Genomic DNA, 24,408 nt, shown 5'->3' on the forward strand with positions numbered 1-24,408 from the left:
ATAGGGGCCATGCGCATCCACATCGCCGCCGACCACGCCGGGTTCGAGCTCAAGGCCACCCTCGTCGAACATCTCACCGCCGGTGGCCACGACGTCGTCGACCACGGTGCCGACACCTACGACGCCCAGGACGACTACCCGTCGTTCTGCTTCTCCGCCGGGGAGGCCGTCGTCGCCGAGCCGGGCAGCCTGGGCATCGTGCTGGGCGGCTCGGGCAACGGCGAGCAGATCGCGGCGAACAAGGTCCGCGGCGTACGCGCCGCGCTCGCCTGGGACCTCGACACCGCCACGCTCGCGCGCACCCACAACGACGCCAACGTCCTCTCCCTGGGAGCGCGCAAGCACTCGGTCGACGACGCGATCGCGATGGTCGAGGCCTTCCTCGCCGAGCCGTTCTCCGGCGAGGCCCGTCACCAGCGCCGCATCGACCAGCTCGCGGCGTACGAGCAGCGCTGACGCCGTCGGGCGTCGCCGCCGCCCGGCCGGGCCGCCCGCGAGCGCAGTCCGGGAGGGGGGTGCGCCGAAACGTCAGACTGATCCACCCGGTGACTCAGTCTGACGCCTCGGCACCACCACTCCCCGCTGCGTGCGGGACGAGCTCAGAAGCCCCAGCCGGTGGACGCGGCCACCGGCCAGGAGAAGGCCGTCGCCGCCGGTACGAGCGTCCCGGGGACGAGCTCGGTGACCCGCCCGGCCGCGGCGAGGGCGGTGAGCGAGCTGCCGCCGAGGTAGGCGGCGCCGAGGTCGGAGACGTCCACGGCGAGGTGTGCCGGGTCCTGGGAGCGCGTCACCTCCACGCCTTGCGGCCCGCCGCGCACGTGCCAGCGCCCGGCGTTGTCCGGGACGAGCGGGTCGCTCACCTCGAGGACGACGTCGACGACGCACGGGTAGGCCCGCGCCCGGAGCGCGGCCGGCAGGTCGAGGATGCGCAGCCAGACGTCGTCGTGGACCTTGCGGTTGATGCCGCGGACGTCGGTGAGCAGGCCGAGGACGGCGTCGTCCGGCGCGAGGTTGCCCACCTCGACGGCCGCCATGAGGTCGAGGTCGAGCAACGCCGCCCACAGCGCCCGGGCCGCCGGGGCGTCGAGCGCGAGCACGTCGTGGACCTGGACGGTGCCCTCCGGCTTCCCCTCGTCGCTCCACTTCTCCTTGCGGCGGAACAGCGCATAGCCCCGTGGCTCACCCAAGGCGTCCCGTACGAGGGCGATGCGCCGCCGCTCGGCGCCGCGGCGGGCGGAGGGCCAGTCGAGGACCCGCGTCTGGCGCAGGGCGTCGGTGTCCCGGGTGATCCACCCGGGACGCACCACCTGGCCGTGGACGCGCTCGAGCTCGGCGCTGTGCCGCGGGCCGTCGAGGCTCTCGAGCTCGACGACGGGCTCCTCGCTGCCCGGCACGGGTCGCAGCCCGGCGCCGCGGCCGAGCGTGGCCGAGACCCGGTGCGTGGCGATGCCGTAGCCGTACCGCCCGTAGATGCCGCTCTCGGCGGCGTTGAGCACGGAGAGCACCTCGCCGCGCTCGCGGCTGCGGCGCAGGTGCGCGTGCAGCATCGCCCGGCTCAGGCCGCGACGGCGGTGGGCGGGGTGGACGCCCACCCAGGTGAGTCCGGCGGCCGGCAGAGGTTCCCCGCCCGGGACCTGCACCCGGAAGGCGTACGAGGAGTGCATCGCCGCGAGCGTGGTGCCGCGCGGCCCGTCGTGCCACACGCCGACGCTGCGGCCGGGCTCGAGGTTCCACACGTCGGCGGGCTCGTCCTCGGGGTCGAGGTCGAAGGCGAAGGCCCAGCGGTCGATCTCGCGCATCGCCTCGCGGTCGGCGACGTCGTCGAGCTCGGCGAGGCGGTAGCCGGACGGGAGCGGGGTCTTCGGCGGGTGCGTGAAGGTCACGGACAGAGCATGGCAGCGGGCCCGACGGCGCGGCGAGCGCTTTTTGGGACAATGGCCGGCGTGACCGACTGGAGCGAGCTCGTCCTCGACATCGCCGACGACGTCCCGCCCGGCCGCGCCACGACCTACGGACTCATCGCCGAGGCCGCCCGCGCCCGCACCGGCCGCGGGTCGGCACGGTCGGTCGGCGCGGTGATGTCCCGTGAGGGAGGTTCGGTCGCCTGGTGGCGGGTGGTCCGCGCCGACGGCTCGCTGCCCGAGCAGCTCACCGCCCGCGCCGCCGAGCACTACCGCGCCGAGGGGACGCCGCGGCGCCCCGGCGGCTCCGTCGACCTCACCCGCGCCCTGTGGGACCCCGTGGAGGACCTCAATGCCTGAAGGCCACTCGATCCACCGCCTCGCGCTCGCCTTCGACGAGCTGCTCCACGGGGAGCGCCTGGAGGTCACCTCACCGCAGGGACGCTTCGCCGCGGGCGCCGAGCTGCTCGACGGGCGGCGGCTGGCGGCCACCGACGCCCACGGCAAGCACCTGTTCCTCGGCTTCGCGCAGGACGGGGAGGCCTCCGAGGACTTCCGCTGGCTGCGTGTGCACCTGGGGCTGTACGGCTCGTGGACCTTCTCCGGTGACGCCACCTTCCACGCACCCCACGCCATCGGCGCGCCCAGGCGCCGGGTGGCCGAGGAGGAGACGGCCCTGCCGGGCGGGAAGGCTCCGGCGCCGTCGGAGTGGACGGTGCCCGAGCCCAGGGGAGCGGTGCGGGTGCGCCTGCTGGGGGAGCACGGCGTCGCCGACCTCACCGGCCCCACGGCGTGCGAGGTCGTGACGCCGCAGGAGAAGGACGCCGTCCAGGCCCGGCTCGGCCCGGACCCGCTGCGCGCAGACGGGGACGTCGAGCAGTTCGTCGCCAACGTGCGCCGCCGGGCCCGGCCGGTGGGGGAGCTGCTCATGGACCAGTCGGTCATCGCGGGCGTCGGCAACATCTACCGCGCCGAGGCGCTCTACCGGGCCCGCCTGCACCCCCGCAAGCTCGGGCGCACCGTCGCCGCGCCGCGGCTGCGGGAGATGTGGGCCGACCTCGTCACGCTCATGTCCGACGGCGTGGCCACCGGCCGCATCGTCACCACCGAGCCGGAGGACCGGCAGGAGGGCGAGGACCGCTGGTACGTCTACCACCGCGAGGGGCGCCCGTGCCTGCGCTGCGGCAGCAAGGTCGCGGAGGACGAGATGGCCGGGCGGCGGGTCTTCTGGTGCCCCCGCGAGCAGCGCCGCCCGTCGGCCACCGCCTGAGGAAAGACCTCGCGCGGACGCCGTGGGTGCGGGCAGCATCAACGCCATGCGACCGGATGAGGAGACCGTCACCGCCGAGCTGACCGACGTCGTGCGGCGGGCCGAGACCAACGTTGCCCGCGACGGCGGCCCGTTCGCCGCCGTCATCGTGCTGCCCGACGGCCGGCGTTTCGTCGGGACCAACCGGGTGGTGGCGACCGTCGACCCGACGGCCCACGCGGAGGTCGTCGCCATCCGGCACGCCTGCGCCGCGACGGGATCGGTCGCGCTGGACGGCGCCGTCCTCTACGCGAGCTGCGAGCCCTGCCCGCTGTGTGTCGCGGCGGCCCTGTGGGCACGCGTCGACACCGTCCACTACGCCGCCGACCGCCACGACGCCGCCCGCGCGGGCTTCGACGACGCCGCCTTCCACGACTACTTCACCGACCCGGCGCGCCGGGGGCTGCTGCCCGTCGTCGGGCAGCGGGTGCCCACGGCCACGCGGCCCTTCCTCGCCTGGGAGGGCAAGGGGGACCGCGTGCCGTACTGAGCGCGGGCCTGCTACTCCACCGCGGCGGGAGCGGCGCCGACGAGCTCGGAGACGGTCCGGGCGATCGGCGTGCTCAGGTGAACGGCGCGGTCCCCGCGCGGCGCGAGCAGCCCTCGCTTGTCCGCCCGGTACAGCTCGGCCAGGCTCTCGGCGGCGGGCACGGGCAGGCCCGTGCCCGCGAGCGTCTCCACCCAGGCCTCCTCCGGGACGGTGACGACGTCGACGTCGCGGCCGAGCGCCGCGGCCAGGACGGCGGCCACCTCCCGCTCGGTGGTGGCCGGGCCGAGCACGTCGACCGCCTCGCTCGACGCGGGCGGGGAGAGGAGCGCGCCGGCGGCGACGGCACCGAGGTCCCGTGTCGCGCCCATCGGCAGGGCCACGTCCGCGGACGCGGCGAGGACCGGGTAGACGCCCTGCTCGCGGACGAGGTCGAGGGCATCGGTGACCTTCTCCTGGAAGTGGCCCGACCGCAGCGCGGTCACGGTGGCCCCCGACGCCAGCAGCGCCTGCTCCAGCGCGTGCAGCCCCGCCACGGGACCGGTTCCCGCGGCCAGGTCCGCACCACCGGACGAGAGGACGACGACGTGCGGCACCCGCGCGTCCGCCACGGCGGCGGCGGTGGCCGCGACGACAGCCGCGGCGTGCGCCGAGGGGTCGGCGGCCGTGAGGTCGAAGGGCAGCAGGGTGAAGAACCCGGCGCAGCCGGTGAGGGAGGCGGCGAGGGCGGCGCGGTCGCGCAGGTCGGCGACGCGGACGTCCGCGCCGCGGGCCGCCCACTCCGGCGCGGCAGCAGGCCGGCGAACGAGGACGCGGACCTTCGCGCCGTGGTCGAGCAGGTGACGGGCGACGGCGGACCCGACGCGCCCGGTGGCTCCAGTAACGACGTACATGGCGTGCTCCAAAGGTCAGGGTGACTGGGAGTCCGACGCTAGGTCCGCCGGGCCGGTCGATCCATGCCCATACGGCCGTGGTTCTTGCTCATCCGTCCAGCCTCGCCGGACGCTCGGGCAGGGGTGCCACACTGGGCCGGTGGACGCGACGCCGCCGTGGCGGCCGGGAGGCCGGCTGACGCGGGCCCTGCACACCGTGCGCATGCGCGGGACCTTCTACTGCCGCGCCCAGCTCACCGCCCCGTGGGCCCTGCGGATGCCCGCGGTGGCGGATGCCGTGAGCTTCCACGTGCTCACCGCGGGCACCTGCTGGGTGAGCGTGCCCGGCCTCGCACCCGTCGAGCTGCGCGCCGGCGAGCTCGCGCTCGTCCCCCACGGACGTGGCCACGACCTGCTCAGCGCCCCGGGGAGCGCTCCGCCACGGCGGGTGGAGCGGCTCCCGCAGGACTACCTCACCGAGCACTACTCGGTCCTGCGCCACGGTGGTGGCGGGCCCGCCACCCAGCTCGTGTGCGGCGTCGTCGGCTTCGACGAGCCGCTGGCGCACGAGCTGGTGCGGGCGCTGCCGCCGGTGGTCCTCGCGGACGGCGCGTCCACCGTTCGTGACACGGTGCGCCTCATGGCCGAGGAGCTGTCCCACCTCCGGCCCGGCGGGGAGGTGGTGGCCACCCGGCTGGCCGACATCCTCGTCGTCCAGGGGATCCGCGGCTGGCTCGAGCGTGACCCTGCAGCACGGGAGGGCTGGCTCAGGGCCCTGGACGACGAGCGGGTCGGCCGGGTGCTGGAGGCGGTGCACGCCGAGCCCGGTCTGCCGTGGACCCTGGATCGGCTGGCCGGCACCGCGGCGATGTCGCGCTCGTCCTTCGCCTCCCGGTTCGCCGCGCTCGTCGGGGAGACACCGATGGCCTACGTGACCCGGTGGCGGATGCTCCTCGCCCAGACCCGGCTGGCGCAGGGCGACACGACGGTCGCCGCGCTCGCCACGGAGCTGGGCTACCGCTCCGAGGCGGCGTTCAGCCGGGCTTTCACCCGCACGGTGGGGCGGACCCCCGGCGCCGTGCGGCGCGGGTCCGCCTAGATGAACAGCGCCGGGTCGGCCCAGGGGTCCACCTCGGCGGGACGCTCACGCACCCGGCCCGGTACCCCGACCGCGACGGCGCCGGCCGGCACGTCCTTGACGACGACGGCGTTGGCCCCGATCCGAGCGTCGTCGCCCACGCTGATGGGCCCGAGCACCTTCGCCCCGGCACCGATGACCACACGGTTGCCGATGGTCGGGTGGCGCTTGCCGTGGGTCATCGAGCGGCCGCCCAGCGTGGTGCCGTGGAAGAGCACGACGTCGTCGCCCACCCGGGAGGTCTCGCCGATGACGACGCCCATGCCGTGGTCGATGAACAGGCGGCGCCCCAGGACGGCGGCCGGGTGGATCTCCACGCCGGTCAGCGCGCGCACGAGCTGGGAGAGCAGGCGCGCCGGCAGCTTGCCCAGGGGGCCGGCGTGCCACAGGCGGTGGCAGACCCGGTGGGCCCACAGGGCGTGGACCCCGGGGTAGCCGAGGGCCACCTCCGCGAGGCTGCGCGCCGCGGGGTCGCCGCGGCGCGCAGCCTCGAGGTCCTCCCGCAGGAGGACCCAGAAGCGGATGCGGGAGTCGTGCACGTCAGTCGGCGAACTCGCTGTAGAGGGGGGTCGACAGGTACCGCTCACCGAAGCTCGGGATGACGACGACGATCGTCTTGCCCGCGGCCTCGGGCCGGGCGGCGATCTCCAGCGCGGCGGTCACCGCGGCACCGGAGGAGATGCCGACGAAGATGCCCTCCTCGGCGGTGAGCCGGCGGGCCATCTCCACGGACTGCTCGGCGTTGACGTCGATGACCTCGTCGTAGACGGAGGTGTCGAGGATCTCCGGGACGAAGTTCGCGCCGATGCCCTGGATCTTGTGCGGGCCGGGCTGGCCGCCGTTGAGGATCGGGGACTCGGCCGGCTCGACGGCGATGATCTTGACGTCGGGCTTGCGCTCCTTGAGCACCTGGCCCACGCCGGTGATGGTGCCGCCGGTGCCGATGCCCGCGACGAAGTAGTCGACCTCGCCGTCCGTGTCGTTCCAGACCTCCTCGGCGGTGGTCTGGCGGTGGATGGCGGGGTTGGCCTCGTTGGCGAACTGCTTGGCGAGGATCGCGCCCTCGCGCTCCGCGGCGATCTCCTCGGCCTTGGCGACGGCGCCCTTCATGCCCTCGGAGCCGGGGGTGAGGACGAGCTCGGCACCGAAGGCGCGCAGCAGCGCGCGGCGCTCGCGGCTCATCGTCTCGGGCATCGCGAGGACGACGTTGTAGCCGCGGGCGGCGCCGACCATCGCCAGGGCGATGCCGGTGTTGCCGGAGGTCGCCTCGACGATGGTGCCGCCGGGGGGCAGCGCGCCGGACTGCTCGGCCGCGTTGACGATCGAGACGCCGATGCGGTCCTTGACGGAGTTGGCGGGGTTGTAGAACTCGAGCTTGGCCAGGACGGTCGCGTTCAGGCCCTCGGTGACGCGGTTGAGGCGCACGAGCGGGGTGCGGCCGATGAGGGCGGTGACGTCGTCGTAGATGCGTGCCATGGGACTTCCTTCACTTCGGAGGTTTGGGAGCAGGGGCCACCGACGGTGGTGGCGGGGGGAGCGCCGGGCATGCGGCAGGCCGCACGGTTGGAGCCGGGCGCTCTACAGACAGGGGTGGCAGCGGGAGGAGGCGGGGAGGGCGAGCACGGGCACGGCTGCGACATCTCCTCTCACTGCTGCCGGGCCGGTCGACGTGCCGGCCTGCGTTCCTTGAACCCTAAACCAGCCCTCCGGGCCGATCAATCGCTGGTCGCATCGCGGGCGGGCGCCGTGCGGGCGCGGGCGGCGTAGGTGTTGAGGAGGGCGGCGCCGGACGCGGCGTCGTCGACGGTGATGACGAGGTGCCGGCCGCCGGACCGCTCGACGGCGATCGCCTCGCCCGTGCGGATGACGACGCCGACCTTGCCACCGACGCTCGTGCGCAGGCCCCAGCCGCCGAACTCGGCGAAGGGCCTGACGGTGGTGACGTCGGCGCGCTCGACCTCTCCGGCGGGCACGTGGACCCGGGGCCAGCCGAAGGTGCCACGGGCGGTGAGGCCGCGGGCGTCGACCTGGACCTGCCACGTGGTCATGGTGAGGAGGAGGGCGAGCAGCGGGAGCGTGACGACGAGCGGCAGGGCGGTGTCCGCGAGGAGCCACAGGGCTGCCGAGGCCGCCGTGCCAGCGGCGACGACGACCCAGGTGACGGTGGTGCCCAGCCCGGCGACGCCACGCACCCACACGGCGCGGTGCCCCTCGGGCAGGTCCGCGGTGGGCGCGCCGTCGGCCGCGGTTCCCGTCGCGGGCAGTGCGGGGTCGGAGCCCGCCAGCGCGCCCGCAACGGCGCCGAGAGCGACGGCGGCGAGGATCGAGACGGCGAGCCACCCGTCGGGGGAGGCGGCATCGGCGGCCGTCGCGGCGTCCACCTGGGAGGTGACGCTGACGAGCGTCATGCCGGCGAACAGGGTGGCGAGCCCGACGGCAAGGCCGAGCGTCAGCCGCCGCGTGATGGCCTGCCGTCCGGTGAGGACGGAGAAGGCCGCCATGACGAGGAGCGAGAGGCCGCTGATGACGGCCATGGGGGCGACGAGCTCGGCCACCGTGCCGGTGCGGTCCACGACGCCCGAGGGTCCCCAGTGGACCGCCACGGGGTCGGGCAGGCGCGGCAGCAGCCGGACGACGGCGAGCCAGGAGGCCGCGGTGATGAGTGCGGGCACCAGGACGCCGAGCACCCAGGCGCGGCGGCGGTGGGGCAGGGGCTGGGTCATGAGGTCTCCTCCGTGGAGCTGAGCAGGGCGGCGACGGCGGACATCGGCAGGCCGAGGTGGGCGGCCTCGCGGCGGACGGCGGCGACGGCCTCGAGCAGTGGGGTGTAGTGCTCGACGGCGTGGGCGGTGACGACGGCGCCGCGGCCGCGGCGCAGCTCGACGAGGCCCTCGTCGCGGAGCAGCTGGTAGGCGTGCAGCACCGTGTGCTGGTTGACGTCGAGCGACTCGGCGAGGTCCCGCGCCGAGGGCAGGCGCTCGCCGCTCGTCACCTCACCACGCAGGACGGCGGTGCGTACCTGGCCGGCGAGCTGCTCGAACAGCGGAAGCGCCGAGGACGGGTCGATGCGGATGAGCATGGCTCCACCATACTTGCTCTACCCCAACTATAACAAGCGGCGACCCTCGCACCCCTTCCCCGCCGAGCGCTGAGTTGTTCCCCGCCCGCATGCGCCGAGCGCTGAGTTGTTCCCGGAACAACTCAGCGCTCGGCGTGAAGGAGGGGGAGGGTCATGCGGGGAGGTCGACGACTCGGGTGCCTGCGGGCCGGATCTCGCCCGCCCCGCCGGTGAGCGCCGCGACGGCGGAGGCGAGGGCGCCGTCGTCGTTCGTCGCCAGGACGAGGGTCACCTGCTCGGCGTAGGCGACGTCGTCGACGGCGAAGCCCAGCGACCGCAGCTCGGACTCCACGCGGCCGGCTTCGGCGTGGGGGAGTGAGACCGCGTGGAGGCGGCTCTCGCGCTGCACCACCACCGGTGCCTCCTCGAGCGCCGAGCGGACGGCGTCGGAGTACGCACGTACCAGTCCGCCCGTCCCGAGCTTGACCCCGCCGAAGTAGCGGACAACGACGGCGGCGAGGTCGACCAGCCCGCTGCCGCGCAGCACCTCGAGCATCGGCATGCCGGCGGTGCCGGCCGGCTCGCCGTCGTCGGAGGACCGCTCGACGAGGTTCGCCCCGGGGACTCGCACGACGAAGGCCGAGCAGTGGTGGCGGGCGTCGGGGAAGGTGTGCCGCGCGTCGTCGACCAGCGCGCGCGCCGCCGTCTCGTCGTCGGCGCGGCGCAGCCACGTGATGAAGCGCGAGCGGCGGATCTCCAGCTCGGTCGCGGTGGTCACGCCGCCGGCGAGGGTGCGAACATCCATGATGCAGCCATTGTGGCCGCCCCAGAGGGGGCAATGTCACACCGGCCGCGGCGTCCCGCATTGGACCCGGACGCCTGCGCCGTGGCACGCTATACGACGGCAATCGTCTCGACCACGAAAGGAGCGGCAGGGCAGATGGCAGTTCCGAAGCGCAAGATGTCCCGTAGCAACACCCGCTCTCGCCGGTCCCAGTGGAAGGCGGAGCCCACCACGCTCCAGACCGTCCGCGTCCAGGGCCGCGAGATCCAGGTGCCCCGGCGCCTGGCCAAGGCCTACCAGAAGGGCCTGGAGTTCGCAGACTGATCGCGTACTCAACGCGTTGACGGCCGTCACCCCTCGGGGTGGCGGCCGTCTCGCGTTCCCGGGCCGAGCCGCTCGAGCCAGGCCAGGACGTCGCGCGGGACGTCACTGCTCGAGATCGTCGCGACGTGCCCGCGGCCGGGGTAGGTGACGAGCGTGCTGCGCCGGATGCGGGCGGCGGTCGACCGGACGGTGTCGAGGGAGAAGAAGCGGTCCTCCTCGCCGGCGAGGAGCAGGACGGGTGCCGTGATGCTCCCGAGGACCTCGCGGGCGTCGAAGGCGAGCTCGGCGTCGGCCTCGACGAGAAGGTCACCCGGTGGTGTCGTCGACCCGGCGGCGAGCCTGCCGGCGACGCCCCCGAGGCGCCGGCGCAGCGGGGCGTAGCGCGGGTCCGGCAGCAGGTACTCGAGGAAGACGGCGCCCGCCTCGGCGTCGCGGCCCTCCGCACGCAGCCGCGCCCAGCGCGCGTCCACCTCCGTGCCCCACTCCTCGACGACGGCGGCGGCGCCGGCGAGGACCACGGCACCGACGACGTCGGGATGGGCGGCGGCGAGGTGGAGCGCGACCATGCCGCCGTAGGACTGGCCGAGCACGACGTCGACGGCGCCGCCCATCTCCTCGCGCACGAAGCGGGCGTAGTCGTCGCCCATGTCGGCCACCGTGTGGCCCACGGGCATGTCCCGGGGCCGGGTGACGGTCCAGACGGCGTAGCCCGCGTCGACGTACGGACGCGACTCCCGCTCGGTGAGCCGGCCCAGCACACCGGTGGGCAGGTCGCTGCCGGGGCCGCCCGGGATGCTGAGCAGGGTCCGGGGACCGTCACCGAGGACGAGGTACTCCATCCCGGTGGCGGACCTGCCGGTCCGACGGGGGAGAGGCGGCCGGCTCGGCCGGGCCGCTGCGACGACACCGCCCGCGACGGCAGCGAGGAGGGCACCGATCGCCAGTCGTCGGCCCATGACCGCCTCCTCGGAGGGTGCACCCGCGGTGGTGCGTGGAGCGGGTGACCAGAATCGAACTGGCACCATCTGCTTGGAAGGCAGAGGCTCTACCATTGAGCTACACCCGCAGGCGCCGGTCTCGCCGGCGTGCAGGTCGAGTGTAACGCGACCTGGCCGGTCGCCTACAATCGGCTCGCGGCCACCGGCCGAACGGGATGTAGCGCAGCTTGGTAGCGCATCCGCTTTGGGAGCGGAAGGTCGCAGGTTCGAATCCTGTCATCCCGACCAGCACGGGCGCCTCGGGCAGGGTCTGCGGCGCCGGCCCACGGACGCGTGCCCCTCGGCCCGCCGGCCGACGGGCCGACAGGAACCGAGGGGCAGCGACCTCCTACCGACCCACGGCGGACAGCGCGAGCCCGGTGTCCGCGTCGAAGAGGTGCACGCGGTCCAGGTCGACGGTGACGGACATGCGCTCACCCGGTGTACCGGTGACGGTCGGCCGCGCCTTGACCTTGAGCATCTCCTTGCCCACCTTGACGTCGACGACGGTGCGGTCGCCGAGCGGTTCGAGGCCGTAGAGCTCCCCCGTGAGCGCCGTGTCGCCGCGCGCCTCGACGGACAGGTCCTCGGCGCGCAGGCCGAGCAGCAGCGGACGGCCCTCCTCCGCCGTCGTCCACCGCGGCCGCGGGAGCGTCCAGCCCTCCGCACCGACGAGCCGGTCCCCCTGCGCTCGGCAGGCGAGCAGGCTGATGCGCGGGCTCCCGACGAAGGCGGCGACCCACTGGTTCGCCGGGCGGTCGTACACCTCCGTCGGGGTCCCCACCTGCTGCACCGTGCCCTCGCGGAGCACCGCGACCTGGTCGGCCATGGACAGCGCCTCGACCTGGTCGTTGGTGACGTAGACGAAGGTCTCGCCGAGGCTGCGGTGGATCCGGGTGAGCTCGGTGCGCATCTCGACCCGGAGCTTGAGGTCGAGGTTCGTCAGCGGCTCGTCCATGAGGAACGCGCGCGGCTTGCGGACCAGCGCACGCGCCAGGGCGACGCGCTGCATCTCACCACCGGACAGCTGGGCCGGCTTACGGGTCAGCAGCCGCTCGATGTGGAGCAGGCCCGAGACCTTCTCGACCGCCGTCGTGATCTCCTCGCGCGAGGCGCTGCGGGCGCGCAGCGGCGACGCGATGTTCTCGAAGACCGTCCGGCGCGGGTAGAGCGCGTAGCTCTGGAACACCATCGCCAGGTCGCGCGCGGCCGGGGTGTCACCGGTCGCGTCGCGGCCGTCGAGGTGGACCGACCCGGCGTCGAGCTTCTCGAGCCCGGCGATCGCGCGCAGGGTCGTCGTCTTGCCCGCCCCGGACGGCCCGAGGACGACGAAGAAGGAGCCGTCCGGCACCTCCAGGGTCACCCCGTCGAGCGCCTGCACCTCGCCGAAGGACTTGCGCAGCCCGTAGGCAGCAACCGTTCCCATCAGGCCACCAGCTCTTCCGTGCTCGAGTCGTAGACCGGCGGGGTCCCGCCGGTGTGCCGCAGGCCCACCGGTGCCTCGGTACCGAAGCGGATCGTCGGGGGCATGCGCACGCGGACGTCCCGCCCCCCGCTGTCCACGACGTAGATGATCTCGTCGCCCAGGACCTCGGCGGACACCACCCGTCCCGGGACGGTGCCGTCCGCCCCGGCCGGGGTGATCTCCAACGCCTCGGGCCGCACGCCCGCCACGAGCGGACGGTCGCGCCGCAGCCCCGGGGGCGGGGTGAGCGCGAGCCCACCGGGCGCACGCAGCGCACCCTCCGCCACCTCGACCTCGAGGAGGTTCATCGGCGGGGAGCCGATGAAGGCCGCGCAGAACAGGCTCGCCGGCCGGTCGTAGACCTCCAGCGGCGTCCCGACCTGCTCGACCCGGCCCTTGTTGAGGATCGCGATGCGGTGCCCGAGCGACATCGCCTCGACCTGGTCGTGCGTGACGTAGACCATCGTCGCGCCGAGCTGGGCCTGCAGGTGCTTGATCTCGGTCCGGGTGTCCGCCCGCAGCTCGGCGTCGAGGTTGGTGAGCGGCTCGTCCATGAGGAAGGCCTGCGGCCGCCGGACGAGGGCCCGCGCCAGCGCGACGCGCTGCTGCTCGCCGCCGGACAGCCGGTGCGGCTTGCGGTCCAGGAGCGGGCCGAGCCGCATCATCCGCGCGGCCTCCTCGACCCGCTCGCGGATCTCCGCCTTGGGCCGCCCCTCCGCACGCAGCGGGAAGGCGAGGTTGTCGCGGGTCTTGAGGTGCGGGTAGAGGGCGTAGAACTGGAACACCATGGCGATGTCCCGCTCCGCGGGCGGCAGGTCGTTGACCAGCGTGTCCCCGATGTGGATGTCGCCCGACGTCTGGCGCTCGAGCCCGGCCATGGCGCGCAGCGTCGTCGTCTTGCCGCAGCCCGAGGGGCCGAGCATGACGAAGAGCTCGCCGTCACCGATGGACAGGTCGACGTGCTCGACGGCGACCGTCCCGTCCGGGTAGCGCTTGTGCAGGGAGGTGACCTCGATGCCCGCCATCAGCGTCGCACCGCCCCCAGGGTCACGCCGGCCACCAGGTGCTTGCGCACGAGGTAGGCGAACACGAGCACCGGCAGGGCGAAGACGACCGCGGAGGCGGCGACCAGACCCCAGTTCACCGTGGTACCGCCGATGAGGCCGGCGATGGCCGGTGGGGCCGTCCGCACCTCTTGGCTGGACGTGAGGAAGATGGCATAGACGAACTCGTTCCAGGAGAAGATGAGCGCGAAGACCGCCGTCGCGGCGATACCGGGGATGAGCAGGGGCAGGGTGAACTTCCAGAACGCCTGCAGACGCGTGTAGCCGTCGAGCATCGCGGCGTCCTCGTACTCCGAGGGCACCTCGTCGACGAAGCCCTTCATCATCCAGATCGTGAAGGGGAGGTTGAACGCGGTGTAGACGAGGATGAGACCGAGCCGGGTGTCGATGAGTCCGAGCTCGCGGTACATGAGGAAGACCGGGATGACGACCACCACGGGCGGCATGAAGCGCGTGGAGAGGATGAAGAACAGCTGGTCCTTCTTGGCCTTGAGCGTGAACCGCGAGTACGCCCACGCTGCGGGGACGCCCACCAGGGTGGCCAGCACGGTCGAGGACCCCGCGACCACGACGGAGTTGAGGAACGACTGGGACAGGTCCGAGCGGCCCCCGCCGGGGGCCACGAAGACGTCCCTGTAGTGCTGCAGCGTGACGTCGAAACCGAGGAACTTCGCCGGGACGGCGTAGATGTCCTGGCCGGTCTTGATGGATGTCTGCAGAATCCACATCACCGCGAACAGCGAGCTGCCGAGGAGCACGGCCAGCAGCGTGATCTCGACGGCGGTGCGGGCCTTGCCGCCGCGCCGGCGGCGGGGACGGGGGGAGCCTGCGCTGACGGGGCCGGGGACGGCGTCGTCGACGGAGATCGCCATCAGCCCTCCTTGAGCTTGTTGAGGTAGCGCAGGTAGAACTGCGCCAGGACGATGACGACGATGACCATGAGGATCCCGTACGCCGAGGCGGCCCCGGTGCGGAAGCCGAGGAACGCGACCTTGTAGACGTGGAACGACAACGTCTCGGTGGACACCCCCGGTCCGCCGTTGGTGAGGACGTAGACGAGGTCGAACTGGCGGAAGGCCTCGATGGCCCGGAACATCACCGCGATGAGGAGCAGCGGCCACACCATCGGCAGGGTGATGTTGCGGAAGCGGAACCACTCCGAGGCCCGGTCGATCGACGCGGCCTCGTACAGGTACTTGGGCACCGCGGTGAGCCCGGCGAGCGCGATGAGCATGATGAACGGGGTCCACTGCCAGGTGTCGACGAGGATGAGGGAGAACAGGGCTGTCCGCTGCTGGGTGAGCCACTCGACCGGCTCGAGCCCGAGGGAGGTGAGCATGCTGTTGACCACCCCGAACTGCGCGTCGAGCATAAAGCGCCAGAACAGTCCGACGACCACCGGCGAGAGCATCATCGGGACGAGGAAGAGCGTGGTGAGCAGCCCTCGCCCGCGCGTCCGTCGCGAGATGAGGTAGGCGATGGAGAAGCCCAGCACGGTCTGCAGGATCACCGCACCGGCCACGAACAGCGCCGTCGTCAGGGCTCGCGTGTGGACCTCCGACGACGTGAGGACGTCGGCGTAGTTCTCGAACCCGACGAAGCTGCCGGGCACGCTGCTCGTGGCCGAGTAGTCCGTGAACGACAGGTACAGGGCCCACAGCAACGGGAAGACCGACATGCCGAGCAGCAGGAGCATCGCCGGGGAGATGAAGGCCACGGCGAGCCCACGGTCACGCAGGCGGGGGGAGCGCCCCGGTGCAGGAGGCAGGGGCGCTGCCTCCTGCACCGGGGCGTCGGCCGACGTCGTCATGCTCATCTCACAGCCCGCCGTCGCCGTCCAGCACCGACTGCTGCTCCCGGGCGATGTCGTCGAGCGCCGTCTGCGGGTCCTTCGCCCCGTTGAGGGCCGCGTTGACATTGGTGTTCTCGATGTCGATGAGGCGGGCGTACTCGGGCACGTTCCACATGTCCCGCTGCCGTGCGACGGAGTCGGCGTAGACCTGGTTGAACGGTCCGGCCTCGAGGAACTCGGCGGACTCCAGGGCGTCCGTGCGCGAGGGGACGCCGCCGGCCGCGGCCCACTTCTTCTGGATGTCCTCCTGCTCGAACCACCGCATGAAGTTGAGCGCCTCGGCGACCCGGTCGTCGGGGGCGTAGGCGGAGATGTGCATCCCCATGCCGCCGAGCGGCACGAGGTCGGTCTCCTGCGTCGGCAGGGTGGCGAAGCCGAGCGTGTCGAGGATCTCCTCGCGGGTGTCGCCCAGCACCGTCTGCGCCGGGTCGAGCAGGCCGCCGCTCGCCGCGATCCAGTTGAAGGCGATGCAGGCATCACCCTGCGCGACGGCCGCGTTGACCTCGTCGATGAACCAGTTGCCGGAGCCGGGTGCGGTCAACGGCTTCATCTCGTTAACGAGGATGTCCATCGCCCGCTGCCCGGCCTCGTCGTTGATGACGCCCTCGATCTGCCCCTCCTCCCGGTTCCAGAGGTTGCCGCCGTAGAGGGCGTTGACGGTGTTGTAGGTGACCGCCGCGGCGTCCGATCCGTTGGCCTGGTGGAAGGCCAGCCCGCTGACGCCGGGGTTGTCCTCCTGGCACTGCCTCGCGACCTCGATCATCTCGTCCCAGGTCTCGGGGGGCTCCTCGCCGATGAGGTCCTTGCGGTAGATCATCGTCCAGGTGTCACCGAGCAGCGGGAGCCCGTACATCCGGGCGTTCTCGTCCCGCTGCCCCGTCTCGGCCTGGGGGTACTGGCCGTAGGCGGCCAGGAGGTAGGGGTCGTAGGCGTCGGTCTCGATGTTCTCGTTGATGAAGTCGGTGATGTCGAGGATGTTGCCGTTCGTCACGGCCTCGCCGATGTGCTGGGAGTCGAGGACCGCGATGTCGAAGTCCGTCTGTCGCGCCGCGAACTGCGTGAACATCGCGTCGTGCCAGTTCGCGTTCGGCACGGTGTTGACCGTGACGGTGACGTTCGGACGCTCCTTGGTGTACTCCTCGTTCGCGAAGTCCTCGAGGAGCTGGGCGGGGGGCCACTCGAACCAGATGAAGCTGAGGTCCAGCGGTTCGTCGGTGAGCTCGGGGATCGTCGCGGGTGCCGCGGGGCCACCCTCGTCCGCGTTCGCGTCGTTCGTGGTGTCGCCGTCACCGCCACCGCCGCAGGCCGCCAGGGCCAGGGCGACCAGCGCGGTCGCTGCCCCTGCCCGCACCGGGCGGCTGTGGCGAGAGCTCCGTCGGTCTCGCAGTGCGTTGCTCATCAGTTCTCCTGCTTCCTGCATCGGGGGGATGGTGCTGGACGTGTGGGGGTTTGCGGCGGCCTCACCAGGACGTCGCGATGTACTGGGTCTCCATGAACTCGAGAAGACCCTCGGTGCTGCCCTCGCGGCCCAAGCCGCTCTGCTTGGTCCCGCCGAACGGTGCGGCGGGGTCGGAGACGAGCCCCCGGTTGAGGCCGACCATGCCGCTGTCGATGCCTTCGGCGAGACGCAGGCCGCGGCCGAGGTCGCTCGTGTAGAGGTAGCTGACGAGGCCGTACTCCGTGTCGTTGACCATCGTGAGCATCTCCTCCTCCCGCTCGAACCGGACCACCGGGGCCACCGGTCCGAAGATCTCCTCGTGCAGGACGCGGGCCTCCGGCGGCACGTCGACGAGCACCGTCGGGGGGTAGAAGCAGCCCGCCCCCTCGCGGGGCCGCTCGCCGCCCAGCACGGCTCGGGCGCCCCGGTCGAGGGCGTCCCGGACGAGCTCGTCGACCTTCCGGACGGCGTCCTCGTTGATGAGCGGACCGCACTGGGTGCTCTCGTCGGAACCCGGACCGACGCGGACGGCGGCCATCTGGGCGACGAGGCCCTCGACGAAGGAGTCGTGGACCGCTGCCTGCACGAAGAACCTGTTCGCGGCGGTGCACGCCTGGCCGCCGTTGCGCATCTTGGCGACCATCGCACCCTCGACCGCGGCGTCGACGTCGGCGTCGGCGAGGACGACGAAGGGGGCGTTGCCGCCGAGCTCCATCCCGCACTTGAGGACCTGGTCGGCGGCGGTGCGCAGCAGGCGGCGGCCGATCTCCGTCGACCCGGTGAACGACAGCATGCGCGTCCGGGGGTCGGTGAGCATCGTCTCGACGACAGGACCGGGCTTCGTCGTCGTGACGACGTTGAGCACGCCCGGTGGCAGGCCGGCCTCCTGGAGGAGGGCCGCCACCGCGAGTGCCGTCAACGGGGTCTCGGTCGCCGGCTTGAGGATCGCGGTGCACCCGGCGGCCAGGGCCGGTGCGATCTTGCGGGTGGCCATCGCTGCGGGGAAGTTCCACGGGGTGATGAGCACGCTGACGCCGACGGGCTGGTGGGTGACGACCAGACGGTTGGCCCCGTTCGGGGAACGTCCGACCTGGCCGCGGAGCCGGACGCCCTCCTCGCCGTACCAGCGGAAGAACTCGGCGGCGTAGGCGACCTCGGACCGGGCGTCGGGCAGCGACTTGCCGTTCTCCAGGCTGATGAGCAGGGCGAGCTCCTCGCTGCGCTCGTGCATGAGCGTGAAGGCCCGCAGCAGCAGCTCGGCCCGGGCGCGGGGTGCCGTGGCCGCCCATCCGGCGGCCGCGGTGGCGGCCGCGTCCACCGCCGCGGCCCCGTCGTCGACGTCGGCGTCGGCGACTGACGCGAGGACCGCACCGGACGCGGGGTCACGGACATCGATGCGGCCCCCGTCGGAGCCGCCGCGCCAGGTGCCGGCGACGAGCAGGTCGGTGGGCACGTCGAGGCCGTCGAGGACCGGACGCAGGGACTCGTGGAGTGTCGTGGTCATCGGGCACCTGCTGTCGTGGTGAGGTCCGGCGAGGCCGACCCGGGCAGGGTCTCCCGCAGGGCCGCTCGGTCGCCGCTGTGCGCGGCGCGGACGATCTGCTCGAGGGTGTCGACGTCGAGTGGACGCGGGTTGTTCGCGATGAGCCGCGCGGAGCCCAGGGCCTGCTCGGCGGTCCAGCGCAGCCGGTCGGCCGGCAGCCCGAGGTCGGCGAGGGTGGTGGGGATCCCCACCGAGGAGAGCAGGGCCGCGACGCGCTCGATCGCCTCGTCGGCGAGGTCCTCGTCCGGGGTGTCGGGGGAGGCTCCCATCGCGAGGGCGACGGCGGCCAGCTCCCGGACCCGCACGGGCCGGTTGAACTCGAGGACGTAGGGCAGCAGGACCCCGACCCCGATCCCGTGCGGGGTGTGGGTCAGGGCACCGACCGGGTACTGGAGCGCGTGCGCCGCCGCCGTGCCGGCCGTGCCGAGGGCGAAGCCGCCGGCCGTGGCCCCGAGCATCATCGCCTCACGGGCAGCGATGTCGCCCGGCTCCGACCAGGCACGGTGGAGGCTGCCCGCGACCAGCCGGACGGCCATGAGGGCGTAGGAGTCCGTCAGCTCGTTCTTGCCGACGAAGACACGCTCCGTCGTCAGCTCGGTGGTCACCGGCCGGCGCACCGCGGTGAACGCCTCGATCCCGTGCGAGAGGGCGTCAGCGCCCGCGCTCGCCGTGAGGGACGGTGGACAGCCGAGCGTGAGCTCCGGGTCGCACACGGCGGTGTGCGGGATGAGGTGCGTGCTGGAGATCCCCACCTTGCTCACGCGCTCGGGATCGGTGAGGACGGCCACCGGCGTGACCTCCGAGCCGGTCCCCGCGGTGGTCGGCAGGGCCACGACCGGCAGCACGGGCCCGGGGACACGGGACTCGCCGTAGTAGTCCGAAGGCTCGCCACCGTGCGTGAGGAGCACCGCCACCGCCTTGGCGAGGTCGAGGCAGCTGCCTCCGCCCATGCCGATGACGACGTCCGGCGCGGCGCTCGCGGCGAGCGCGGCGCACTGGGTCACCTGGTGCACCGGGACGTCGGGCAGCACCTCGGCGAACACCGTCACCTGGACGCCCGCGCCCTCGAGCAGCCTCACGATGCCGGCGAACTCACCCGTCGCACCGAAGCGGGCGTCGGTGCAGACCAGGGCGCGGGAGCCGAGGGCCGCGGTGAGCGTCCCCAGGGCGTGCCGCTGACCAGCGCCGAACACGACTTGCCGCGGCCCGCGCAGGACACCGAGCATGCTCATAGGGACTCCAGAGGTCGACGGTGGGAGGAGGAGCCAGCGGGAGCCGTTCGCGACGATGCGAGAAGGAAGCCACGCTGTTTCCTATACGATCCGATTGACGCAGATCATGGAGCAGTGGAGCATCCGCTGTCAACCGTCATGGCCAAGGAAGTGGAAAGGGCACACCCTCGTGGACGATGAAGCGACGAACGGTCGAGACCTCGGGACCCGCAGCACGGAGAACGGGCGGCCGCGCGGGCGACTCGCGGACGAGGTGCACGACACGCTGCTCCGACAGCTCATGTCCTCGCGCTTCGTGCCCGACTCCCGCGTGACGATCGACGCCCTGGCCCGCGAGCTCGGGGTCTCGCAGACACCGATCCGCGACGCCCTCAACCGCATGGAGGCCGACGGGCTCGTCGTCCGGGTGCCGAACGCCGGCTACCGGATCCCGCCGCTGATCACCCGTGAGCGGTTCGACGACATGCTCGAGATCCGCCTGCTCCTGGAGCCCGCGGCTGCGCGTCGGGCGGCGGAACGCGCCACCACGGCACAGGTGAGCGAGCTGCGCCGGCTGCTCGAGGAGATGGCGCAGCTCGAGGAGGGGGACGGGCCCGCGACCTACGGTGCCTTCGGCCTGCGGGACGCGGCCTTCCACGACCTCGTCGCGCGGAGCGCGGGGAACCGGCTCGTCCGCGAGGCGCTGGGCCGGCTGCACACGCACGTGCACCTGTTCCGGCTCGTCTACGACACCCAGGTCACCTACCTCGCCATGGGCGAGCACGACGAGATCCTCGCCGGCATCGCGGCGCGCGACCCGGACGAGGCGGCCTACGCCATGCGGCGGCACATCCTCCTGTCGGGGGACCGGTTCCGCCCGCTGTTCGACGACGCCCCGCTCGCGGACGCCCCGCGGGTGGGGGCTTGACTGACGGCGCCCCCGCGCGCCATCCTTACCCATCCGATCGAATCGGATCGGATTCCGCTCGTCCTACTCGGCCGAGTGGCACCCCACACCCAACGTTGAGTGCGAGGAGAACCTAGGTGCCCAGAGCGTTGCTCCTGACCGGCGATGCCGCCGAGGAGCTTGACACGATGTACCCCTACTACCGGATCCAGGAGGGCGGGTGGGACGTCGACGTCGCCAACAAGTCGATGCGTGACGTCCAGCTCGTCATCCACGAGTTCGACCCGGGCTGCGACGCGTACGTCGAGAAGCCTGGCCGCAAGCTGCCGGTCGACGTGCTGTGGGAGGAAGTCGACGTCGATCTCTACGACGGGCTCATCATCCCCGGGGGCCGCGCTCCCGAGTGGATCCGCGTGGACGACGACGTGCGGCGCATCACCGAGCACTTCTTCGCTCGGAACCTGCCGATCGCGCTCGTGTGCCACGGCGCGCAGGTGCCGGCGGACTACGGGTTGCTCAAGGGCCGCAGGACGGCGTGCTTCCCGCCCATCACCCGCGACATGGAGCATGCCGGTGCGACGGTCGTGGACGCCCCCGACGTCGTCGACGGCAACCTCGTCTCCTGCCGGGGCTGGCCGGACATGCCGCAGTTCGGTCGGGTGATGATGGACGTCTTCTCGAAGTCCCTCGTCACCGCCTGATGCGCGCGGCCACCGACCGGTGACGGAGGTGCGCACCGTCGCCGTCGACGGCTCGCCGGTGCAGGTGCTCGAGGGCGGACGCGGACCCGCCGTCCTGCTCCTGCACGGCTCCGGACCCGGCACGACCGGGTCCGGAGCCTGGGCGGCGACCGTCGACGCGCTCTCGGCGTCCTGCCACCTCGTCGCCCCCGACCAGGCGGGCTTCGGCCGTACGCCGCTGCCGCCGGGGTCCCGCGGCGGGCTGCGGCTGTGGACCGAGCAGGCCGCCGCACTCATGGACGCCCTCGGGCACCGCTCCTACGCCGTCGTCGGCCACTCCATGGGTGGCGCCGTCGCCCTGGCGCTGGCGGCGGCACGTCCCGAGCAGGTGACCCACGTCGTGCCGGTGTCGACGATGGGCGCGCCCGGGGCTCCGCTGTCGCCCGAGCTCGACGCGGTGTGGGCCGCCCCTGCCACGGAGGACGGCGCGCGGGACATGCTGAGCCGCCTCCTGCTGGACCACTCGCTCGTCACCGAGACGGCGGTCGCGGCCCGGGCTGCGGCGATGCGGGCCGGTGAGGCCGCGTTCGCGGCACTCTTCCCGCCGCCCCGCCAGCGGTGGGCCGCGGACCTCACCCTGTCGGAGCAGGCACTGGCGGCGGTCCGCGCGCCCGTCCTGCTCGTCCACGGCGCCCAGGACCGGGTCACCCCCCTGCGGGCGGCGGCCCTGCCGCTGCTCGACCAGCTCGCGGACGTCCGACTGCACGTCCTCGGGCGGTGCGGGCACTCGCCGGTGGTCGAGCACCCCCACGACGTCCACCGCCTCCTCGCGGACTTCCTGCGCCGGGCGTGACGGGGGCCGGGCGGGTGGACGACGACGATCCGCACCGACCGCGCCGACCGCACCGACCGCACCGGGCGCCGTCGCGGGCCGACCGCGAGACCCGCCTGCGGTGGATGTCACGCCGCCCGCCCGCTCCGCGCCGTCGCGGGGCTCGACACCCGTGCCCTACGATGGAGGGCGCCTGTGCGCACGTCCGTCTGCCTCGGTTCGCGCACGCACAGCACCCGCACTTCCCCCGCGCGGGGGCGTCCCATGGAACCGAAGAGTGGAGAGCATCGCAGTGAAGAGCGCCGTCGAGACCCTTGAGCCCACCCGGGCCAAGCTCACCGTCGAGGTGTCGTACGAGGAGCTCAAGCCGAGCATCGACCACGCCTACTCGCACATCGCCGAGCAGGTGAACGTGCCCGGGTTCCGCAAGGGCAAGGTCCCCGCCCGCATCATCGACCAGCGGGTCGGCCGGGCGGCCGTCATCGAGCACGCCGTCAACGACGCGCTGCCGAACCTGTACCGCGACGCCGTAGCCGAGACCGGCATCAAGCCGCTCGGCCAGCCCGAGGTCGACGTCACCGAGGTCCCCAACCTCACCGGCGCCGTCGGCGGCCAGCTCACCTTCACCGCCGAGGTGGACGTGCGCCCCGAGATCACCCTGCCCGACCTGTCCACCTACGAGATCGCCGTCGACTCCGTCGAGGTGACCGACGAGGACGTCGAGCAGCGCCTCGAGTCCCTGCGGGAGCGCTTCGGCACCCTCGTGGGCGTGGACCGCGCCGCGGCCGACGACGACTTCGTCTCCATCGACCTCAGGGCGACCGTGGGCGAGGAGGAGGTCGACTCCGTCACCGGTACCTCCTACCAGGTCGGCGCCGGCACCATGCTCGAGGGCATGGACGAGGCCATCACCGGCCTGTCCGCCGGCGAGAGCACCACCTTCACCACCACCCTCGTGGGTGGCGAGCGCGCCGGTGAGGAGGCCGAGGTCACCGTCACCGTCAACAGCGTCAAGGAGCGCGAGCTCCCCGCCGCCGACGACGAGTTCGCCGAGCTCGCCTCCGAGTTCGACACGATCGAGGAGCTGCGCGCGGACCTGCGCGAGCAGGTCGGCAAGGACAAGAACTCCAACCGCGCCGTCGCCGCCCGCGACCAGCTGCTCGAGCGCCTGCGCGGGGAGATCGAGTTCCCGCTGCCGAAGAACGCGGTCGACGCCGAGATCAAGGCGCACCTCGAGGCCGAGGGCAAGGCCGAGGACGACCCGCACGGCGAGGAGGTCCGCGAGGACACCGAGAAGGCCATGCGCGACCAGTTCATCCTCGACGAGCTGGCCCAGGCGCTGGAGGTGCAGGTCGGGCAGAACGAGCTCCTCGAGTTCCTCCTGTCCACCTCCCGCCAGTACGGCATGGACCCCAACGAGTTCATCCAGTCCGCCGGCCAGGCGGGCCAGATCCCGGTCTTCGCCGGTGAGCTCGCCCGCAACAAGGCCCTGGCCGTGGCGCTGCGCAAGGTCAAGGTCGTCGACGGCGAGGGCAAGGACGTCGACCTCAGCGACTTCATCGGCTCCGACGACGAGGACGCTGCGGCAGCGCTCGCCGAGGCGGCCGCCGTCGCGGACGCCGCCGAGCCGGCCGTCGAGAGCGCCGACTCCGCGGAGAGCGCCGACTCCGGTGACAGCGCCGACTCGGCCGACAGCGGCGACTCGGCCGACAGCGCCGAGTCCGCGCCCAGCGCCGACTGACTCGATGATCCGCAGGGCGGTGCCGACACGGCGCCGCCCTGCGGCGTACCCGGACCTGCCAGGTGCGCCAACAGCGAAAACACCCGTGAGGCGGCAGAGATGAGCCGCGGGCGGGGTTAGTGTCCTAGGAACATCGCCGCACGGCGGGTCCACCCGACCGCCGGTGCCCCGGACGACCAATGGGAGCGTGTACGTGAGCCACCAGCCTCGAGGTGCCCACGAGGGCAACAGCCTCGGCCTCAACGACTCGATCTACCAGCGTCTCCTCAGGGAGCGCATCATCTGGCTCGGCACGGAGGTGCGTGACGACAACGCCAACGCCATCTGCGCCCAGATGCTCCTGCTCGCGGCGGAGGACCCCGAGCGCGACATCTTCCTCTACATCAACTCTCCCGGCGGCTCGGTGACGGCCGGCATGGCCATCTACGACACCATGCAGTACGTCCAGCCCGACGTCGCGACGGTGGGCATGGGCATGGCCGCCTCGATGGGCCAGTTCCTCCTCTCCTCCGGTGCCAAGGGCAAGCGCTACGCCACGCCGCACGCGCGCGTCATGATGCACCAGCCCTCCGGCGGCATCGGCGGCACCGCCACCGACATCCGGATCAACGCCGAGCTCATCCTCCACATGAAGCGCGTGCTGGCCGAGATCACCGCCGAGCAGACCGGCAAGACGGTCGAGCAGATCAACCGGGACGCCGACCGCGACCGCTGGTTCACCGCGCCCGAGGCGCTGGAGTACGGCTTCGTCGACCACGTCGTCGAGTCCGCTGCCTCCGTCTCCGGTGGCGGCGGGACGACCGGCAAGTAGCGGACCACGACGAC

26 protein-coding genes and 2 tRNA genes are annotated in these 24,408 nt (G+C 72.8%); 12 read left to right on the forward strand and 16 right to left on the reverse strand.

What is annotated here, in order from left to right:
* The first annotated feature begins 9 nt into the window (after positions 1-9).
* On the forward strand, positions 10-456 hold the full coding sequence (locus DSZ44_RS16365) for a ribose-5-phosphate isomerase (protein ID WP_110853706.1): 447 nt from the start codon (positions 10-12) through the stop codon (positions 454-456).
* Between the two features lie 143 nt (positions 457-599).
* On the opposite strand, the gene DSZ44_RS16370 is transcribed toward DSZ44_RS16365, so the two are convergent.
* Positions 600-1,883 carry a GNAT family N-acetyltransferase gene (locus tag DSZ44_RS16370; protein WP_258369644.1) on the reverse strand — a complete coding sequence of 428 codons (1,284 nt, stop codon included), beginning with the start codon at positions 1,881-1,883 and terminating at the stop codon, positions 600-602.
* A 51-nt stretch (positions 1,884-1,934) separates the two neighbouring features.
* Between DSZ44_RS16370 and DSZ44_RS16375 the strand changes: the two genes are divergently transcribed.
* The 3 genes from DSZ44_RS16375 to DSZ44_RS16385 are packed head-to-tail and all read left to right on the forward strand — an operon-like array spanning position 1,935 to position 3,700.
* Positions 1,935-2,261, forward strand: coding sequence for an MGMT family protein (locus DSZ44_RS16375; protein WP_110853707.1), 327 nt, complete (start codon positions 1,935-1,937; stop codon positions 2,259-2,261).
* Complete coding sequence (locus DSZ44_RS16380; RefSeq protein WP_110853708.1) at positions 2,254-3,171, forward strand: Fpg/Nei family DNA glycosylase; 918 nt, start codon at positions 2,254-2,256, stop codon at positions 3,169-3,171. The genes DSZ44_RS16375 and DSZ44_RS16380 overlap by 8 nt, the downstream gene beginning before the upstream one ends.
* A gap of 46 nt (positions 3,172-3,217) precedes the next feature.
* Entirely contained in the window at positions 3,218-3,700 is a 483-nt protein-coding gene (locus DSZ44_RS16385; RefSeq protein ID WP_110853749.1) for a nucleoside deaminase, read from the forward strand.
* 11 nt (positions 3,701-3,711) lie between these two features.
* On the opposite strand, the gene DSZ44_RS16390 is transcribed toward DSZ44_RS16385, so the two are convergent.
* Positions 3,712-4,590, reverse strand: coding sequence for an NmrA family NAD(P)-binding protein (locus DSZ44_RS16390; protein WP_110853709.1), 879 nt, complete (start codon positions 4,588-4,590; stop codon positions 3,712-3,714).
* A gap of 139 nt (positions 4,591-4,729) precedes the next feature.
* Here DSZ44_RS16390 and DSZ44_RS16395 point away from each other — a divergent pair, with 139 nt between their 5' ends.
* Positions 4,730-5,668, forward strand: a complete 939-nt coding sequence (locus tag DSZ44_RS16395; RefSeq protein WP_258369648.1) for an AraC family transcriptional regulator — start codon at positions 4,730-4,732, stop codon at positions 5,666-5,668.
* On the opposite strand, the gene epsC is transcribed toward DSZ44_RS16395, so the two are convergent.
* From epsC to DSZ44_RS16420, 5 genes are all read right to left on the reverse strand, one after another.
* Positions 5,665-6,246, reverse strand: coding sequence for a serine O-acetyltransferase EpsC (epsC, locus tag DSZ44_RS16400; RefSeq protein ID WP_181424692.1), 582 nt, complete (start codon positions 6,244-6,246; stop codon positions 5,665-5,667). The genes DSZ44_RS16395 and epsC overlap by 4 nt on opposite strands.
* Before the next feature lies 1 nt (position 6,247).
* A complete protein-coding gene (gene cysK / locus DSZ44_RS16405; RefSeq protein ID WP_110853711.1) occupies positions 6,248-7,183 on the reverse strand; it encodes a cysteine synthase A in 936 nt (311 codons plus the stop codon).
* Positions 7,184-7,422: 239 nt separating this feature from the next.
* Positions 7,423-8,430 carry a DUF1648 domain-containing protein gene (locus DSZ44_RS16410; protein ID WP_110853712.1) on the reverse strand — a complete coding sequence of 336 codons (1,008 nt, stop codon included), beginning with the start codon at positions 8,428-8,430 and terminating at the stop codon, positions 7,423-7,425.
* A complete protein-coding gene (locus DSZ44_RS16415) occupies positions 8,427-8,786 on the reverse strand; it encodes a GntR family transcriptional regulator (protein WP_110853713.1) in 360 nt (119 codons plus the stop codon). Before DSZ44_RS16415 ends, DSZ44_RS16410 begins: the two co-directional genes overlap by 4 nt.
* Positions 8,787-8,937: 151 nt before the next feature.
* Positions 8,938-9,570 carry an IMPACT family protein gene (locus DSZ44_RS16420; RefSeq protein WP_110853714.1) on the reverse strand — a complete coding sequence of 211 codons (633 nt, stop codon included), beginning with the start codon at positions 9,568-9,570 and terminating at the stop codon, positions 8,938-8,940.
* A 135-nt stretch (positions 9,571-9,705) separates the two neighbouring features.
* Here DSZ44_RS16420 and rpmF point away from each other — a divergent pair, with 135 nt between their 5' ends.
* Entirely contained in the window at positions 9,706-9,873 is a 168-nt protein-coding gene (gene rpmF / locus DSZ44_RS16425; RefSeq protein WP_110853715.1) for a 50S ribosomal protein L32, read from the forward strand.
* 26 nt (positions 9,874-9,899) lie between these two features.
* Here rpmF and DSZ44_RS16430 read toward each other — a convergent pair whose 3' ends face one another.
* Both DSZ44_RS16430 and DSZ44_RS16435 read right to left on the reverse strand, forming a co-directional pair.
* Positions 9,900-10,829, reverse strand: coding sequence for an alpha/beta fold hydrolase (locus tag DSZ44_RS16430; RefSeq protein ID WP_181424693.1), 930 nt, complete (start codon positions 10,827-10,829; stop codon positions 9,900-9,902).
* A gap of 36 nt (positions 10,830-10,865) precedes the next feature.
* Positions 10,866-10,939 (reverse strand) — tRNA-Gly (locus DSZ44_RS16435).
* 83 nt (positions 10,940-11,022) lie between these two features.
* Here DSZ44_RS16435 and DSZ44_RS16440 point away from each other — a divergent pair.
* A tRNA-Pro gene (locus DSZ44_RS16440) sits at positions 11,023-11,099 on the forward strand.
* Between the two features lie 100 nt (positions 11,100-11,199).
* Here the strand turns inward: DSZ44_RS16440 and DSZ44_RS16445 are convergent.
* The 7 genes from DSZ44_RS16445 to DSZ44_RS16475 all read right to left on the reverse strand — a co-directional run bounded on the left by DSZ44_RS16445 (position 11,200) and on the right by DSZ44_RS16475 (position 19,444).
* Positions 11,200-12,276, reverse strand: coding sequence for an ABC transporter ATP-binding protein (locus tag DSZ44_RS16445; protein WP_110853717.1), 1,077 nt, complete (start codon positions 12,274-12,276; stop codon positions 11,200-11,202).
* Positions 12,276-13,340, reverse strand: a complete 1,065-nt coding sequence (locus DSZ44_RS16450) for an ABC transporter ATP-binding protein (RefSeq protein ID WP_110853718.1) — start codon at positions 13,338-13,340, stop codon at positions 12,276-12,278. Before DSZ44_RS16450 ends, DSZ44_RS16445 begins: the two co-directional genes overlap by 1 nt.
* Positions 13,340-14,251 carry a carbohydrate ABC transporter permease gene (locus DSZ44_RS16455; RefSeq protein WP_110853719.1) on the reverse strand — a complete coding sequence of 304 codons (912 nt, stop codon included), beginning with the start codon at positions 14,249-14,251 and terminating at the stop codon, positions 13,340-13,342. The genes DSZ44_RS16450 and DSZ44_RS16455 overlap by 1 nt, the downstream gene beginning before the upstream one ends.
* Positions 14,251-15,189 carry a carbohydrate ABC transporter permease gene (locus tag DSZ44_RS16460; protein ID WP_220035242.1) on the reverse strand — a complete coding sequence of 313 codons (939 nt, stop codon included), beginning with the start codon at positions 15,187-15,189 and terminating at the stop codon, positions 14,251-14,253. The genes DSZ44_RS16455 and DSZ44_RS16460 overlap by 1 nt, the downstream gene beginning before the upstream one ends.
* A gap of 7 nt (positions 15,190-15,196) precedes the next feature.
* On the reverse strand, positions 15,197-16,630 hold the full coding sequence (locus DSZ44_RS16465; protein ID WP_110853721.1) for an extracellular solute-binding protein: 1,434 nt from the start codon (positions 16,628-16,630) through the stop codon (positions 15,197-15,199).
* Positions 16,631-16,691: 61 nt separating this feature from the next.
* Positions 16,692-18,173, reverse strand: a complete 1,482-nt coding sequence (locus tag DSZ44_RS16470) for an NAD-dependent succinate-semialdehyde dehydrogenase (RefSeq protein WP_110853722.1) — start codon at positions 18,171-18,173, stop codon at positions 16,692-16,694.
* On the reverse strand, positions 18,170-19,444 hold the full coding sequence (locus DSZ44_RS16475) for an iron-containing alcohol dehydrogenase (protein WP_110853723.1): 1,275 nt from the start codon (positions 19,442-19,444) through the stop codon (positions 18,170-18,172). Before DSZ44_RS16475 ends, DSZ44_RS16470 begins: the two co-directional genes overlap by 4 nt.
* Before the next feature lie 169 nt (positions 19,445-19,613).
* On the opposite strand from DSZ44_RS16475, the gene DSZ44_RS16480 reads away from it, so the two are divergent.
* The 5 genes from DSZ44_RS16480 to DSZ44_RS16500 all read left to right on the forward strand — a co-directional run bounded on the left by DSZ44_RS16480 (position 19,614) and on the right by DSZ44_RS16500 (position 24,394).
* Positions 19,614-20,351: a GntR family transcriptional regulator gene (locus tag DSZ44_RS16480; RefSeq protein ID WP_220035243.1), complete on the forward strand. Its 738-nt coding sequence runs from the start codon at positions 19,614-19,616 to the stop codon at positions 20,349-20,351.
* 116 nt (positions 20,352-20,467) lie between these two features.
* Complete coding sequence (locus tag DSZ44_RS16485) at positions 20,468-21,031, forward strand: DJ-1/PfpI family protein (RefSeq protein WP_110853724.1); 564 nt, start codon at positions 20,468-20,470, stop codon at positions 21,029-21,031.
* A 28-nt stretch (positions 21,032-21,059) separates the two neighbouring features.
* A complete protein-coding gene (locus tag DSZ44_RS16490; RefSeq protein WP_220035244.1) occupies positions 21,060-21,863 on the forward strand; it encodes an alpha/beta fold hydrolase in 804 nt (267 codons plus the stop codon).
* A 271-nt stretch (positions 21,864-22,134) separates the two neighbouring features.
* Positions 22,135-23,583, forward strand: a complete 1,449-nt coding sequence (tig, locus tag DSZ44_RS16495; protein ID WP_110853726.1) for a trigger factor — start codon at positions 22,135-22,137, stop codon at positions 23,581-23,583.
* Between the two features lie 193 nt (positions 23,584-23,776).
* Positions 23,777-24,394, forward strand: a complete 618-nt coding sequence (locus DSZ44_RS16500) for an ATP-dependent Clp protease proteolytic subunit (protein ID WP_181424694.1) — start codon at positions 23,777-23,779, stop codon at positions 24,392-24,394.
* Positions 24,395-24,408 lie beyond the last annotated feature (14 nt).

Origin of the sequence: Georgenia satyanarayanai (genome assembly GCF_900116375.1) — a bacterium.
GTDB lineage: Bacteria > Actinomycetota > Actinomycetes > Actinomycetales > Actinomycetaceae > Oceanitalea > Oceanitalea nanhaiensis.